General features: G+C 41.3%; 15 protein-coding genes. 1 reads left to right on the forward strand and 14 read right to left on the reverse strand.

Translation table 11 applies throughout. The features are described from left to right. Positions 1–2: 2 nt before the first annotated feature. From ruvA to R2S10_RS11710, 14 genes are all read right to left on the reverse strand, one after another. Complete coding sequence (gene ruvA, locus R2S10_RS11645; protein WP_316840610.1) at positions 3–587, reverse strand: Holliday junction branch migration protein RuvA; 585 nt, start codon at positions 585–587, stop codon at positions 3–5. Between the two features lie 3 nt (positions 588–590). Next, positions 591–2,906 carry an NADP-dependent malic enzyme gene (locus tag R2S10_RS11650; protein ID WP_316840611.1) on the reverse strand — a complete coding sequence of 772 codons (2,316 nt, stop codon included), beginning with the start codon at positions 2,904–2,906 and terminating at the stop codon, positions 591–593. A gap of 84 nt (positions 2,907–2,990) precedes the next feature. After that, a complete protein-coding gene (locus R2S10_RS11655) occupies positions 2,991–4,226 on the reverse strand; it encodes a lytic transglycosylase domain-containing protein (protein WP_316840612.1) in 1,236 nt (411 codons plus the stop codon). Between the two features lie 23 nt (positions 4,227–4,249). Beyond that, positions 4,250–5,668 carry an Asp-tRNA(Asn)/Glu-tRNA(Gln) amidotransferase subunit GatA gene (gene gatA, locus R2S10_RS11660; protein ID WP_316840613.1) on the reverse strand — a complete coding sequence of 473 codons (1,419 nt, stop codon included), beginning with the start codon at positions 5,666–5,668 and terminating at the stop codon, positions 4,250–4,252. 39 nt (positions 5,669–5,707) lie between these two features. Continuing rightward, complete coding sequence (locus R2S10_RS11665; RefSeq protein ID WP_316840614.1) at positions 5,708–5,914, reverse strand: twin-arginine translocase TatA/TatE family subunit; 207 nt, start codon at positions 5,912–5,914, stop codon at positions 5,708–5,710. Positions 5,915–5,925: 11 nt separating this feature from the next. After that, the gene (gene tatA / locus R2S10_RS11670; RefSeq protein WP_316840615.1) at positions 5,926–6,318 is read right to left on the reverse strand and encodes a twin-arginine translocase TatA/TatE family subunit; all 393 of its coding nucleotides are present in this window, start codon (positions 6,316–6,318) and stop codon (positions 5,926–5,928) included. A 56-nt stretch (positions 6,319–6,374) separates the two neighbouring features. Next, a complete protein-coding gene (locus R2S10_RS11675; RefSeq protein WP_316840616.1) occupies positions 6,375–7,727 on the reverse strand; it encodes a murein hydrolase activator EnvC family protein in 1,353 nt (450 codons plus the stop codon). A 22-nt stretch (positions 7,728–7,749) separates the two neighbouring features. Further along, entirely contained in the window at positions 7,750–8,538 is a 789-nt protein-coding gene (locus R2S10_RS11680) for a DUF4292 domain-containing protein (protein WP_316840617.1), read from the reverse strand. Further along, positions 8,516–10,210 (reverse strand): tetratricopeptide repeat protein, encoded by a 1,695-nt coding sequence (locus R2S10_RS11685; RefSeq protein WP_316840618.1) that lies wholly within the window; start codon positions 10,208–10,210, stop codon positions 8,516–8,518. The genes R2S10_RS11680 and R2S10_RS11685 overlap by 23 nt, the downstream gene beginning before the upstream one ends. A 26-nt stretch (positions 10,211–10,236) precedes the next feature. Continuing rightward, positions 10,237–10,668, reverse strand: coding sequence for a dUTP diphosphatase (dut, locus tag R2S10_RS11690; RefSeq protein WP_316840619.1), 432 nt, complete (start codon positions 10,666–10,668; stop codon positions 10,237–10,239). A gap of 50 nt (positions 10,669–10,718) precedes the next feature. Next, on the reverse strand, positions 10,719–12,203 hold the full coding sequence (locus R2S10_RS11695) for an oligosaccharide flippase family protein (protein WP_316840620.1): 1,485 nt from the start codon (positions 12,201–12,203) through the stop codon (positions 10,719–10,721). A gap of 3 nt (positions 12,204–12,206) precedes the next feature. Then, on the reverse strand, positions 12,207–12,479 hold the full coding sequence (locus tag R2S10_RS11700) for an acylphosphatase (RefSeq protein WP_316840621.1): 273 nt from the start codon (positions 12,477–12,479) through the stop codon (positions 12,207–12,209). Between the two features lie 36 nt (positions 12,480–12,515). Further along, positions 12,516–13,469, reverse strand: a complete 954-nt coding sequence (locus R2S10_RS11705) for a nitronate monooxygenase (RefSeq protein WP_316840622.1) — start codon at positions 13,467–13,469, stop codon at positions 12,516–12,518. Next, a complete protein-coding gene (locus R2S10_RS11710; RefSeq protein WP_316840623.1) occupies positions 13,470–14,648 on the reverse strand; it encodes an amidohydrolase family protein in 1,179 nt (392 codons plus the stop codon). It abuts the gene before it with no gap. Between the two features lie 308 nt (positions 14,649–14,956). On the opposite strand from R2S10_RS11710, the gene R2S10_RS11715 reads away from it, so the two are divergent. After that, complete coding sequence (locus R2S10_RS11715; protein ID WP_316840624.1) at positions 14,957–15,829, forward strand: DUF6266 family protein; 873 nt, start codon at positions 14,957–14,959, stop codon at positions 15,827–15,829. The last annotated feature ends 51 nt before the right edge of the window (positions 15,830–15,880 follow it).

Raw genomic sequence — 15,880 nt, forward strand, 5'->3', positions numbered from 1 at the left:
TTCTATAAGTTCTTCAAAGCGATTTTTATCATTTGTTCTACTGTTAAATCCGTACCTCCATTTTTCACTGCACTGTCAATTGATTTTTCCGCTGGTTGTTTTGCAAACCCGAGCATCATCAGGGCAGATAAAGCTTCTTCTCTAGCAGTATTATTTAATGGTGCAGCGATCAATGATCCTGTACCTTCTTTTTTCAACTTGTCTTGCAACTCCAATACCAGGCGTTGCGCAGTTTTCGCACCAATTCCTTTAATCCGCTGAATCAAAGGTAAATCACCATTTACAATAGCCGTCTGAATTTCCACAGGGGTAATTGAAGAAAGCATCATTCTACCCGTATTCGGGCCGATTCCAGAAACGGAAATCAGATGAAGGAAGAGCCTGCGCTCTCCCTCCTCTGCAAATCCATATAAGGTATGTGCATCTTCTTTGATATGTGTCCAGAGGTAAACCTTACATCTTTCCACATCTGCCAGACTGCTATAAGTATTTAGTGAAATATTGATATGGTAACCAATTCCTCCGGCCTCCACAACAATATAAGCGGGGCATTTAAAGGTGAGCTTACCATCAATATATTCATACATATCTTACTTCTTAATTAACTTTTTCAATAGACCACCTTTTTTAGCTAGTGCTTCCTGTTCTTTCGACTGTACATCTAACACAGCTAAAGTCACCATGTTTACAATCTCACGAACTGAACTACCCAACTGTACAATGTGAACAGGTTTGTTCAATCCTAATAAAATCGGACCAACCGCTTCTGCACCACCAAGTTCCTGCAACAATTTATAGGCAATATTTCCAGATTCCAGATTAGGGAAAACCAGTGTATTTGCAGGGGCATCTACTAAGCTACTAAAAGGAAAGTTATCTTTCAATAAAGAGTTGTTAATTGCAAAATTTCCTTGCATTTCGCCGTCTACGATAATTTCAGGGTGTTTTTCATGAAGAATCTTCACCGCTTTTCTCACTTTTTCAGGAACAACACCTTCGTTTGACCCAAAATTAGAGTAAGAAAGTAGGGCAATACGTGGTTGAATGTTAAACTTACGTACCGCCTGATCCAGCAATAGGGTAATATCTACCAATTCTTCCACTGTAGGGTCTACATTTACGGTCGTATCACCAAAGAAAACCGGACCTTTTTTGGTCATCATCATGTACATTCCGGCAACACGGTTTACACCTGGTTCCGTACCAATCACATGCAAAGCAGGCTTGATGGTAGACACATAATTTTTAGTCAGACCAGAGATCATCGCATCTGCCTCACCGAATTCCACCATAGAAGCACCGAAGTAATTTCTATCGCGTAAAAACTTATTGGCTTCGAACAAGGTCACCCCTCTTCTTTGTCTCTTTTGATACAAAGATTCCGCATATTTTTGCATGCGTTCCGGCTCCAACATTGGATCAATGATTTCTACACCTTCTAATTCCAGTGCATTCTCTTCAATGATCTGCTCGATAACCTCTCTTTTTCCTAATAAAATAGGAATAGCAATATTTTCATCCTTAACAATCTGTGCTGCTTTCAGGATTTTATAGTTATCCGCCTCAGTGAATACCACACGTTTCGGATCAGATTTCGCTTTATTAGTGATGGCGCGCATAATCGCATCGTCCATACCTAATCTGGTTTTCAACTCTTCAGTATAAGCATCCCAGTCGGTGATGATTTTACGGGCAACACCAGAATCAATTGCTGCTTTGGCTACTGCCGAAGAAACATTGGTCATCAATCGCAAATCTACCGGCTTAGGAATGATATAATCCTTACCAAATTTGATATTCTTTTCATTGTAGGCCATGTTTACAGCCTCAGGAACAGATTTTTTAGCCAGTTCAGCAATCGCTTTCACTGCAGCAATTTTCATTTCCTCATTGATGCTGGTTGCCCTAACATCTAAAGCACCTCTAAAAATATATGGGAAGCCCAGTACGTTATTCACCTGATTAGGATAATCAGAACGTCCTGTAGCCATAATTAAGTCTTTACGAGAGCTGATAGCCAGTTCGTAAGCAATCTCCGGGTTAGGATTCGCCATTGCAAAAACAATAGGATTCTTAGCCATCGATTTCAACATATCTACAGTTACGCAATCTGCAGAAGAAAGACCGATGAATACATCCGAATCTTTCATTGCTTCTTCCAGCGTATTTAAGTCTCTTTTAGTTGCAAATTCAGCTTTGATTGCATCCAGTACAGCTCTATCTGCTCTGATGACGCCAGAACGGTCGCACATCACAATATTTTCTTTTTTAACACCTAAAGATACATAAAGACGGGTACATGAAATCGCGGCAGCACCGGCACCATTCACCACAATCTTCACCTTATCCATTTTCTTTTTCTGCAACTCACAAGCATTGATTAATGCTGCTGCAGAGATAATGGCGGTACCATGCTGATCGTCGTGCATTACAGGGATATTCATCTCCTCTTTTAAGCGACGCTCAATTTCAAAACACTCAGGTGCTTTGATATCTTCTAAATTCACCCCACCGAAAGTTGGCTCAAGGGCTTTTACGATTTTAACAAAGTCGTCAACGTTTTTAGTATCCAGTTCCAGATCAAAAACATCGATATCAGCAAAGATCTTGAAAAGAAGGCCTTTACCTTCCATCACCGGTTTACCCGCTTCCGGACCAATATCACCAAGACCTAAAACAGCTGTACCATTACTGATTACAGCTACCAGGTTACCTTTGGCAGTATATTTATATACATCTTCAACGTTTTCTGCTATTTTTAAACAAGGTTCAGCTACCCCTGGAGAATATGCCAGCGCCAAATCTCTCTGAGAGTTCGTTGGTTTCGTGGGTATAACTTGTATTTTTCCCGGTCGCCCTTGCGAGTGGTAATCCAAAGCATCTTGCTTCCTGTTAATTTTACTCATAAATCAGTCATTTATAAAGGGCCAAAGTTACAATCTTTTAATTAGCCCTGAAATAAAAAAGGAATCAGAATTGGGAAGCAAGGATTAGCCTTTAATGGCGGATAATTTACGTTTAGCAGTTTCTGGGTTATGGATTTTTAACTTTTGCCCGGGTACAATCGAAGAGCTTTTAAGACTATTCCACACTTTTATGTCCTGTACTTCTACATGATATTTATCGGCAATAGCGCTCAATGTTTGTCCAGGAGTTACTTTATGATAGCTGATGGCAGCGGCAGGTTTCGGGGCAATTTTCTTCTTTAACTTCCTACGGTCATCGTTAGAAGCCAGAAATACCTGTTGATTTACATCCAGTTCCGTATTGTTCAATACCTCATAAATTTCTGCAAACTGTGCCATATTCACTTTAGGAATAATGATGCGCTTAGGTTCCAGTTCTGTGCCATTCACAATCTTCTTTTTATAGCTTGGATTTAGACTGCAAAGGGCATCTTCCTCTATGCTCAATGCCGTTGCCAATTGAGGCAAAGACACAAAACGATTGACATGGATGGTATCGGTATATTTAACGAATGCAGATTGTTGTGATTTAATCTGGTGTTTCCCTGAATAGTTCATCACATAGATGGCGGCAATAAATGCAGGCACATAATTACGTGTTTCCAGCGGGAGATAAGGTCTGATTTCCCAGAAATCATGGGAATCCGCTTTTATGATGGCTCTTTTCACATTGCCCATTCCACAGTTATAGGCGGCAATGGCCAGGAGCCAGTCGCCCAATTCCTGATAAGCATCTCTAAAATAAGCTGCTGCTGCGTAACTGGCCTGTATTGGGTCTTTTCTTTCATCCACAAAGTTGTCCATGTTCAGTCCATAATCTTTCGCCGTAGCAAACATGAACTGCCATAAACCTGTGGCGCCTACCCTGGAAACCGCATGGGCATTCATAGAAGACTCTATGATGGGCAAGTATTTAATTTCTTCGGGAATATTATAATTTTTCAGTGCTTTTTCAAAAACAGGGAAATAGTATTCGGACAAGCCGAGCATCTTCCCCATCATGTCTTTGCGGCCACTATAAATGTCGATGTACTTTTGTACATGTTCATTATAGCTGAGTGGAACCATTTTCTGAATGGAATCCAGTCTGGCCTTAAACACGTAATTATGGTTGTAAAAACTTGGTGTTTCTGCTAAAATTGGTAGGGCAACGGTATCAATAATTGCTAAAGAACCTTGTTGTTGCCGTTGTTGTTGGGCTGCTGCTGAAAAGCTGGTTAATGCTACAATACAGGATGCAAATAGTACATTTATTTTCATAGGCAATGTTTGGTGACATGGGTCTAGGTTAAAAATGTATGGGACAGAGACAAGAGTTCCTGTTCCCTAAAGTGCTTTGCCATAAGCTGTAAACTTAACGGTAAACCATTATTATTATTGCCCAAAGGAATTGCGATTGCCGGAATTCCTGTCAGCGATGCCAATACGGTAAAGATATCTGCCATGTACATCACCAATGGATCGTCCATGTTTTCACCGATTTTGAAAGCAGGAGTTGGAGCCACCGGACTTAAGATTACATCGTAATCTACCAGCATTTCTTCCATCTTTTCGCGGATCAGTCTTCTCACCTGTTGTGCTTTCTGATAGTACGCATCGTAGTATCCCGCACTCAAAACAAACGTACCAATCAGGATGCGTTTTTTCACTTCTTCTCCAAAACCTTCCGCTCTGGAAGTCTTGTATAAGTCGTTCAAAGTAACCGCGTCCATATTTCGATGCCCATAATGAACCCCATCGTAACGGGATAAATTAGAAGAAGCTTCGGCTGTTGTTAATACATAGTAAGCAGGAACCAGGTAATCCAGCAAGTCAAATGACACATACTCTACGGTATGCCCCTGACTTTTAAAACGCTCGATTGCGCTAAGGATAGCTGCTTTAATTTCCGGATCTAAAGCTTCACTTTCCAGTGTCTCTTTTAATACGGCAATCTTTTTTGGAGCTACTGCTGCTAACTCAGCGGTATAATCCGGCACTTCTTTTTTAGAAACAGTGCTATCATACTCATCTACACCTGCCAGAACTTCTAGCAACAATGCAGCATCAGAGATAGAAGAAGTGATGGTACCTACCTGATCAAAAGAAGAAGCGTACGCGATTACGCCGTACCTGGAGATGCGGCCATAAGTAGGCTTCATTCCGATACAACCGCAAAAAGCAGCAGGCTGTCTTACAGAACCACCAGTATCGGTTCCCAATGCTGATAAGCATAGGTCTGCCTGTACCGCTACTGCCGAACCTCCTGAAGAGCCTCCGGCAACACGTTCTGCATCTGCCGCGTTTTTCACCGCGCCATAAAAAGAAGTTTCATTAGAGCCACCCATGGCAAACTCGTCACAATTGAGTCTTCCGATGATGATGGCATCTTCCGCCAATAGACGCTCTACTACGGTAGCAGAATAAGGAGCAACAAAACCTTCCAACATTTTGGAAGATGCGGTTACGATATGGTCTTTATAACAAATATTGTCTTTAATACCAATCACCATGCCTGCCAGTTTACCGGCAGTTCCATTGTCAATTTTCTCCTGAACTACTTTTGCCTGAGCGGCCGCAGAATAAAAAAACACCTCATTAAAAGCATTGAGGTGTTCATGAGTTTCTATTTGCTTAAAATAGTGATCCAGCAGCTCAGTTAAACTTAGTTTTTTTTGAGCAATAAGGGTTTGTATCTCTGATAAGGAGTTATACTTCTTCAAATTTCAAGAATAGGTTAAATTTAAAAATCGGATTAAAACCTATAGTGGTTTGTTACTGCGGTTTTGTTCTACTTTGTCAGCAGCATCATCCATCCCGTCTTTTCCGTCTTTAAATTCTTTAATGCCTTTACCTAAGCCACGCATTAGTTCTGGAATTTTTTTACCACCAAAAAGCAATAAAACAATTACCAAGATAATGGCGATTTCCGCGCCACCTAAGCCAGCTATTAAGAATGTGTTTAACATGATATTATTGGTTAAAGTTGTGTTTTATCTGTTTCAATTTTTGGATTTTCAGTGCTTGTTGCAGCAACGACATCCTTTTTCTCTAAATCAATTCCTTCTGCAGCAGGAGCAGGTGTGCTACCTGGATACATTTGTTCCTCCAAACTTGTTTCTTTTGGATGGTGACGACTATTGTCGTTGATCACATCATTAAGATCGTCTACGATACCTACGGAATTAATATTGCGATGGATTTCTCTTTTCACCCCTTCTGAGGCATCTTTAAAGTCGCGGATTCCTTTTCCTAAACCTCTTGCCAATTCTGGAAGTTTTTTACCTCCAAATAACAAAAGAACAACGGCCAGGATCAACATAATCTCACCACCGCCCATATTTAAGAATTCCAATACTGTTCCTGAATACATTTTAAGCTCTATTTTTTAGTTCAATATACAAATATAAACATTTCTCGCTCAATCCTCTATTTTGCAGAGAGCCAACCCGCAGGATTTTGTGCAACCTGACCTCTATAAATCTGGAATTGAAGTTCCGGGCTATCACCTGAGGAAGCGACTGTTCCGATGGTTTGTTTGGTACTTACATCCTCTCCCTTGCCTACACTAACGGATTTAAGGTTCTGATACACGGTAAAATACTGTCCGTGTTTGATCAGTACATAGTACCTCCCCAATGCATTTCCGATTTGGGTAACTTTTCCGTTAAATACCGCTCTTACCGCAGCGCCCTCGTTGGTTTGTATGGTAATACCAGCATTATCGTAGCTCGCTTGTCCTTCTTTATGCTTACCGAAACTCTCTGTAGTTGTTCCAGTGGCTACCGGCCATGGCAGGGAACCTCTATTGCTTTCAAATGCAGCAGATAGCTTTGCGGCTTCCGGAGTTGCCGTCAGGTAATTGTTACTCCTATTTACCGTGGCCACTTTAGCCTTGGCTACAGGTGCCGGGGCAACAGGAACAGGTTTATTTTCAGCCTTTGCTTTCGCAACTGCCGCAGCTCTGGCGCGTTCTGCAGCCACTCTCGCACGTTCTTCAGCAAGTCTGACACGCTCTGCCGCAGCTCTCGCTTCGTCTTCCGCTTTCTTCTTGGCAATCGCAATCTCTCTTGCAATCGCTGCACGAATGCTTCTGTCGATCTGTGCCTGTTGTTTCTTACGGGTTACAATGTCTTGTTTATATTGTTTTTCCTGCTTGTTGAATTTATTCAATACCTGAGCCTGCTCATTCTTGTTCTTGCCCAGTTTATCTTTTTCACTTTCCTGCTCATGCAGCAAACTGCTTTTTTGCTTTAAGTTTTTGTCCAGTACTACAATCTTATAGTTCAGGTCTTTTTGTGTTCCCTGAATATATCCTGCCTGCTTTTTCCGGTATTGGCCAAATTGCTGCAGGTATTTGATCCTTTTATAAGCCTGATTAAAATCGCTGGCGGCAAACACAAACATCATCTTATCGTAGGCGTTCTGGTTGCGTTGTGCAAAACGGATCATCCCCGCATACTCTTTTTTAAGTTGCGACAGCTGTCCTTTTAAATTGATAACCGTATTGGTATTTTCGTGAATCTGGTTGTCCAGGTTCTTAATCTCAGAATTGATAACCGTGATCTTATCCTGCATTAAACTGATTTTGGTGTTTAAGGCATTGATCTGGCTTTGCGTAAGTTTCTTGTTTTTAGCCGTCTTGGTCAGGTTTCTCTGAAGCAGTTCTATCTCCCGTTGTATGGCTTCTTTTTTTCTTTTAAGCTCTGAACTGTTCTGCGCAACGGCGAAGTTTGCGGATAATAAAAATAAGAAGAGGAATAATATTTTATTTAGCTTCATTGCGTCAAAAGTATAAAAAAAATCAGTTTATTACTTCATACTTACCTGGAACATTAAACGGAAACTCTACGGGAAGATTGCTTTCAACCTTTGAAAAATCAATATTCAGCGCGATTTTTTGCGTCCCTGCCATAGAATTGATTTGAATCGTAGTAGGAAACAAGGTACCGTTCATATTTTGATAATCTCCGTAAACTACCTTCAATGCTTTAGCAGATTTCAAGTCGTTCAATTGATACTCCGACACCTTAAAAAGCGTATTGAATAAAGCCCGATAAGCAAGATCTGCCTGCTCGCCGCTAATTTCCCAGACTCCGTTTTGGGCCGTTAAATTCGCTTCTGTACGCATCAATTCAGGAATCGTATTTCCAGACAAAATGGCCTGCAACAACTGATAAGTGACCTGCGGATTCGTGAAACGGTGGACATAGTTAAAAGGCTTTCCTAGATAAACATTCTGCAATTTATTCAGCACCTTAATACTGTCTGGAGTAATCCAGGCACGCCCTACTTCGATTCCCAATGGGCCACCAATAGAAAGCCAGATTCCTTCATTCTTACGAATGCGGATATTCATGCTCACATTATTGGCATTTCCGTTGATGTCCAAACGGGCTTTACCCCGTAATGATAAAGTATTATAAGAAATATCCTTTCCCTGCAACATCTCCAGGGTTTCCATTTTTTTAGTATCTACCGGAGCTACACCCGATACCGGAGGTACCACAACTACTTTTTTCTTGGTTTTACAGGCCATAGTTAAAGAAACCAGGGCCAGCAAAAACAGACTATTTAATATATTTCTTCTCATTGATCTTTCGTTTTAAATTGGCAGCATCATTTCCTGCATCCTTCGCTTTCTGCCATTGAAGCAATGCCGCTTCCTGTTCTCCATTTAAAAACAGGATATCGCCATAATGTTCCAGATAAAGGCCATTTCCGGAACCATCATGCTGGATCGCCTGTTCTGCCCAGTTTTTAGCCATAGCATATTTCCCACGTTTAAACAACACCAGGGCATAGGTATCCGCCACAGAGGTATTTCCAGGCATTCCCGCTGCTGCTTTCGCGGCAAGGGCTTCTGCTTTCTCCAGATCCTGATTACGCAAGGCCAGATAAAAAGCATAATTGTTTAACAACAGGTAATTTTTCGGTGCCAGCGTAACCGCCTTATCAAAGGCGATATTGGCCTCCTTAAACTTTTCTTCATCCAGAAAGATCTCTCCCTGCAAGGCAAAAACAAGGGCCTGAAGGTCTGGATTCTCCCCATCCAACTGCAAAGCCGCTTTAATATTTGTCATTGCCGCTGCATTCTGCAGATCGCGGTGTTGTGCAAAGGCGAGGTAGTAATATAGAATTCCCTGATTCGGGAAGATCGCCAGCGCCGCTTCTCCGGTTTTTGCGGCTTCTTTATATTTCCCCAGGTTATTTTGAATGGTAAGCACACGCTCCCATACCGGGTAAAGCTGATCGCTCAATTTCAATACTGCCTGATATTGCTGTAATGCTGCCGACAGCGCTCCCTTTTGATACAGTAAATCGCCATATAAGGCGATCATATTCGGATCCTCATCCCCCCTTTCCATAGCGATTTTGGCCAGGGCTAAAGCTTCTTCAATCAATAGTGGATTTTTAGCGTTTCCGGCAATCATCAGGATAATCTTCCCTTTTCTTTGCGCCGGCATTTCCGGATTGGCAAAAGCCGTCCTTAGTGCAATTCCAGCTTCCTTACTGTTCTTTATATTTTGGTAATAATCGGCAATCGCCAGATCAATTTCATAGTTTTCAGGACTAATGCTTTTCGCTTTTTTGAGTAGGACGAGTGCATTTTCCGTCTGCCCTTTCTCCATCATCGACTGGCTCAGGTCCAGCATTCCGGGTACATCATCTTCCCCTGCGGAAAGCATATTTTCCAGTTCGGCTTTAGTGGCCTCTTTCTTATTACCCAGGTCAATCCGATGTCTGGCCTGGATCAGGGCTTTTGACACCCCAAATTTCTTTTCCAACTCGTCGTAAGTTCTTAACGCTTCTGTTGTTTTGCCTAATAACAGGTAGGCATTCCCTTTATCAAAATAAAACGCATCATTATCGGGCGACAGGCGGATCAACTCATTAAAAACACTGATCAGCCCATCCATGTCCCCTTTGCGTTTATACAGTTCTGCCATCATCTTCCAGTACCAAAGGTTATTTGCATCCAATGCTACTGATTTTTTGATGGCTGCTTCTGCTTCCTGCAATTTGTTCTGGCGGTAATTGAGACTTGCTATTTCATAATAAACAGCTGCATTTTTCGGGTCGATGGCCAGGATCTTTTGAAAGCTTTCCCCCGCCTTGCTGTAATTTTCATTCAGCTTCTCCCGCAATCCGGCGAAGAAAAGGGTCCTTACTTCAGTACTATCCAATTTTGGATTTACAGGTTGTTGTGCCTCAGCCGACAAGCCTGCAAGAAGTAATGATAGTAAAAGAGACCTTTGCTTCATCGTTATTTTATTTAATCCTTTTATTTTTATTTACCAGTGTGGCCGTAACCACCAGCACCACGTGCCGTATCTGAAAGCTCTTCTACTGCTTCCCATGCAATGGTTTCATGTTTTGCAATCACCATTTGTGCAATACGATCGCCATTATTCACTACAAAATCTGTATCAGAAAGATTCACCAACAAAACTTTAATCTCTCCACGGTAATCCGCATCAATCGTTCCTGGCGAATTCACAATACTGATGCCATGTTTGTAAGCCAATCCGCTACGAGGACGAATCTGTGCTTCAAAACCTACTGGCAACTCGATGTGTAAGCCTGTTGGAATCAATACACGTTGCAAAGGTTTAATAGTGATTTCAGTTTCTACAAATGCACGCATGTCCATTCCTGCCGCATGAGCAGTTTCATATTGTGGTAAGGCGTGTCCAGAATTGTTAATGATATTGATTTTCATTGTGATAATTGTTTTTATTTATTCTAATTTTTTTAAGCGTTTTAATGTATTTACTTCTTAAACAAGATCGCTTTCAACTGGTCTTTTTCGAAATAGACAATGCCGCCAATAAAAGCAAGCAAGAGCAGATTTCCAATATAAATATTCCTGTTAAATACCCAGAACGATAAAATCACCAATACTACTGAAATGATTAAATAGCTGAGGATTCTTTTCAGGTGGTAAGGAATCGGGTAATATTTTTGGCCTAATATATAAGAGATCACCATCATCACAAAATAAGCCAGCATAGAAACCCATGCAGAGCCCATATAGCTGAATTTAGGGATCAACACGAAGTTGAACACAATGGTGATCATTGCACCAATCAAAGAAATGTAAAGGCCAAAGCGCGTTTGATCTGATAAACGATACCATATCGAAAGGTTTGAATACACCCCAAGGCAAACGTAACCGAACAGCAAGTATGGCACTGCCGGGAGTCCAACCCAATATTCCGGCTTGCTGATAAAATGTTTCAACAATTCAATATTGGCAATCAGTCCCACAAAAAGTACCGCTAATGCGATTACAAAATACTGTAGAATGATGGCATAGGTCTGCTTTGCATTTTCCTTTTTAGCATGACTAAAGAAGAAAGGCTCTGCCCCTAAACGGAAAGCCGTAACGAAAATACTGATGAATATAGCCAGCTTACACACCGCACCATAAATCCCTACTTCCTGTATCGCAATATCTTCCGGCAACAGCTTTCCCAAGACCAGCTTATCCAGATTTTCATTGACGATAAAGGAAAGATTGGCCACCAATACCGGCCATGAATAAGAAAACATTTTCCCGAAAAGCTCTTTATCAAACTTCAATTGAAGCTTTAAAAATTCCGGAAGCAACATCAGGAAGGTAACCACACTGGCGATTAAATTGGCCACAAATACGTAACCTACCCAAACACCACGATACCATGAAGACAGCCATTCGGCCATCGGCCATTCGTTTTTAATGATCCATGGGATCACATAAATGAACAGCAGGTTGAAGCCTACGAAACACCCAATATTCAGGAATTTAATCAGGCTGTACTTAAACGGTCTTTCATCTGCTCTCAATTTGGCGAATGGAATCACACAGATGGCATCAATATACAGAATGCCAATAAAGAACTGCACGTAATATTTATAATCACTGAGTTGTTTCGGATCATCCGTTAAATAGGCTGCAATTGGATTTGCCAATATCAACCCTGTAATTAAAAACAGGGTGGAGATAAAAGCAATCACCAGAAAGGAGTTGTTGTATACTTCCTGTTTCCTATCCTCGTGTTTATTGAGGTACCTGAAATAGGTACTTTCCATCCCGAAAGCCAACACTGCATTGATCAGCGAGGCATAAGCATACATTGTAGTGAAAATACCATATGTCCCCGCAGCAAATTTGCTGGTATAAATTGGAGTCAGGATAAAGTTAAACAGCCTGGAAAATACAGTACTTAAACCATAGATTGCAGTCTGACCGAGGAATTTCTTGATGACAGACACGCGTTATTTCTTAATGATTTCGAAATTTTGGTAGCCCTTCAATTCTCCGGGAGTCACTTCTACAGTTTCAATCTTTGCCCTGTCCGGACCTTCATTACACCATTCCTCAAAAACTTCTAAAGAGGCATCATCGCCTTCTGCTTCCAGGTATAAGGTACCATCTTTCTCATTTCTAACTATTCCGCGGACACCCATTTGATCTGCGATTGCTTTTGTGGTTTCCCTAAAGGATACCCCCTGCACCTTTCCGGTAACTCTTATGTTGATGTGTTTCATTCTTAAATTAATTCTTATGGTAAATATTAGGATCAACTATGCTGGAAATTCCAACTTACTGATCTTATCTTTCTCTATTAAAAACTCCTGCCAGATGTCCTTCAGTATCTTTGCAGCAGGTTTAATTTCCTGTAGCAAGGCCGATACCTGTCCAACTTCCAGTTCACCTTCTTCTATATTTCCTTCAAACATACCTAATTTCGCTCTTGCACGACCTAATAGTTGTTTGAGTTGCTCCGCATCGGCACCCTCTGCTTCGGCTTGCGCAATGACTTCGGCAAAACTATTTTTCAGCAAGCGAACCGGAACTACTTTTTTCATACTCAATCGAGTATCTCCTTCGCCAGCTTCCAATATTTTATGTTTAAAATTCGGGTGAGCAGAGGACTCTTCTGCTACGGCAAAAGCTGATCCAATCTGAACGGCTTCGGCTCCCAATGCAAATGCGGCAAGCATTGCACTTCCGCTCCCGATTCCACCCGCAGCAATCACCGGAATTTTTACCGCTTTAGTGATTTGTGGGATCAGGCACATGGTGGTCGTTTCCTCTCGTCCATTGTGTCCGCCCGCCTCAAAACCTTCTGCGACGATGGCATCCACGCCACAAGCTTCTGCTTTTAGTGCAAATTTACTATTGGAAATCACATGAACAACCGTAATTCCCTTTTCCTTTAGAAAGCTTGTCCAGGTCGCAGGATTTCCTGCAGAGGTAAATACAATTTTCACTCCTTCTTCCAAAATGATCTGCATGACGGCATCGATATTAGGATATAGCAAAGGCACGTTGACGGCGAAAGGTTGGTCGGTGGCCTTTTTACATTTCTGTAGGTGTTCCTTTAATACTTCAGGATACATGGATCCTGCACCGATGATGCCTAGTCCGCCTGCATTTGATACGGCTGAGGCCAATTTCCAGCCACTACACCAGACCATTCCAGCCTGAATCACCGGATATTTGATTTGAAATAAAGTGGTAATCCTGTTGTTCATCTATACTAATCTTTTAATCTTTCCTGTAATCCACATTTCCCCATCTTTATCCACATATTCCAGCAGATTGATACCGGGGGTTTTTCCAGCTTCTAAACTACCAAAACGATCTTCAATTCCTAAAAATTCAGCACCATTTATCGTGGCCCATGGCAGCAACTGTGCTAAAGGAAGCTGGAAGTGTTCTTGCAGCGTTTTCATTTCTTCTACAATACTCAACTGGTCGTTGCTGGCCAGACTATCCGTGCCAAGCGTAATCTTTAGCTCTGCTTTCAAAAATAAGGGCAGATCAGGTAATTTATCCTCTATATATAAATTCGCATTCGGACATAGGCACCAATATAAGGAGGAATGATTTGCTGTAGCAAAGTCCAGGTCTGCCGAGCTACTAAATGTATTGTGTACCAATAAGGTTTTTAAAGATGGAGAGAGTTTTGGTAAATAAGACTGCAGCGAGGTCTTCCCTGTTGCTTTGAAAAAGTCAATATTTAAACCCAGGAACTCGTATAACTTTAAGAAGCTACCAGATTTATGTTCAAAAAATTCATTCTCTTCCAGAGTTTCCTGATTGTGAATGCTGATCAGCTCCTGATCTGCTTCCGCTTCTTTTCGGATCTCTGCGAATAAATTATCGGATACCGAATATGGGGCATGCGGAACAATCGAAGCATTTAAAGGTTGAAAAGCCTCTTTCATGATTTTGGCGGCTTCGATGATATCGGAAGCTTTTTCCGGGTTAAAACCCATTGCTTCTATAAAGGTATGGTAATAGATACCGCTAATTTCTTTGACCTCCTTCGAGATCAGTTTATTCGAAATGTCGCCAACTGCAACAATCCCTTGCGCGTACATATTTCTATCGGCGATTTCCATGGCATCGATCAGTTCAGCATCATTTGCCTGCCTTTGTCGAATCACCTGTTCTACAAATCCTGGCAGTCCGGTATGTTTGGCAATTTTCCCTTTCAGATGAGAAAGTTCCAAATGGCAATGGGTATTGACAAATCCAGGAACCAGGATTCCTTCATAGAATTTAATGTTCGTAATTCCTTTAGATTCCGCTTGAGCGGCCGTCAGGATTTCCAGGATTAAACCATCGGAATCCAGGACAATTACGCCCTCTTTCAAAGGTTCAACAGTTACCGGATAAATATAGGATGCAGAGATATAGGAAATCATAGGTACAAAGGAAAGGTATTTCCCCTAAAATGTATACGTTTTATCAAATTCCCCCCGCGTCCTCCTCCTTTAGTTCGTAGCAGGTTCGAGCTGCTTCCGACCTGAGCTTAATTTTATATAATCTTTACAAGATCATTCCATAATGGTTGGATGATCCTTTCATGATCCTAAAGACCTTAGAAGGTCTATTTAAAGCTTATGTAACGTTCTTGTGAATCGAAACTTATTTGGAAGGCATATAGAAAGGATACCGAAAGCATTGAGTACATTAGTAAAAGTCTGTATGTTAATCATTTAATCACAAAATTATGGGAAGTTTAAGCAATGGTTTATTTGGAGGTTTTAATGGTCGTGTAGGCAATTTAGTTGGCTATATGCTCAACGGAAAAAACGTAATCAGGCTAATAGGAAAGACTAACAAGCCACCTACATTACCAAAGCTGGCCAACTATCAAAAGATGACCGTTGTCAATGATTTCCTCCGACCTTTACAGAATATCCTAAAATTGGGCTATCGTAATGAGGTTATAGGAACGAATAGAAACACTTATAATGAAGCGCTTTCCTTTAATAAAAAGCATGCATTAAAGGGCGAATATCCAAACATTAGCATGGATTATCCTAAAGCGATGCTGACTAAAGGAAACTTGCCTCCAGCAGAAAAACCGAGCATTTCGAGGACTGATCAGGGGATTTTATTTCATTGGGAAGCAAGTCCGAAAAGCAGCTCCGTTCATACCCATGACCGTGCGATGCTGGTATTGGTATTCCCTGAGGCAAAAATGATCAGTTCCATATATATCGGTGCAAGAAGGGAACAGGGCGAAGAATTCATGGAAATTTCCAGCAACTTATTAGCCACACAGGTAGAAGCTTATATTTCTTTTATTTCAGCAGATGGTCAGGAAATTTCCGACAGTGTACATGCCGGTTCATTTGCGAAAGTAAGCGCAGATGATCAGGAACTTCAGGAAGAAAACCAACCAAAAGCTGAAACTGAGCATGCAATCTACAACAAAGAAGAACAGCCAACATTAGCCTTAACAGGTACTAAAAGCCAATATTGCAGTCCGATTAGTGCATCAGCAAATTTATTTCGGCCGTCAGGAATCATACATACTGGTTTATCAGCGCCTTTGTCAGCTCATTTAATCCCTCCATTATTTACTCCGCCTTCCTGATATATTTTTTAAATTAGTAAAAGGCCTGACATAGGGTTGTCAGTGTCCAGT

The organism is Pedobacter gandavensis, assembly GCF_032678745.1.
GTDB lineage: Bacteria > Bacteroidota > Bacteroidia > Sphingobacteriales > Sphingobacteriaceae > Pedobacter > Pedobacter gandavensis_C.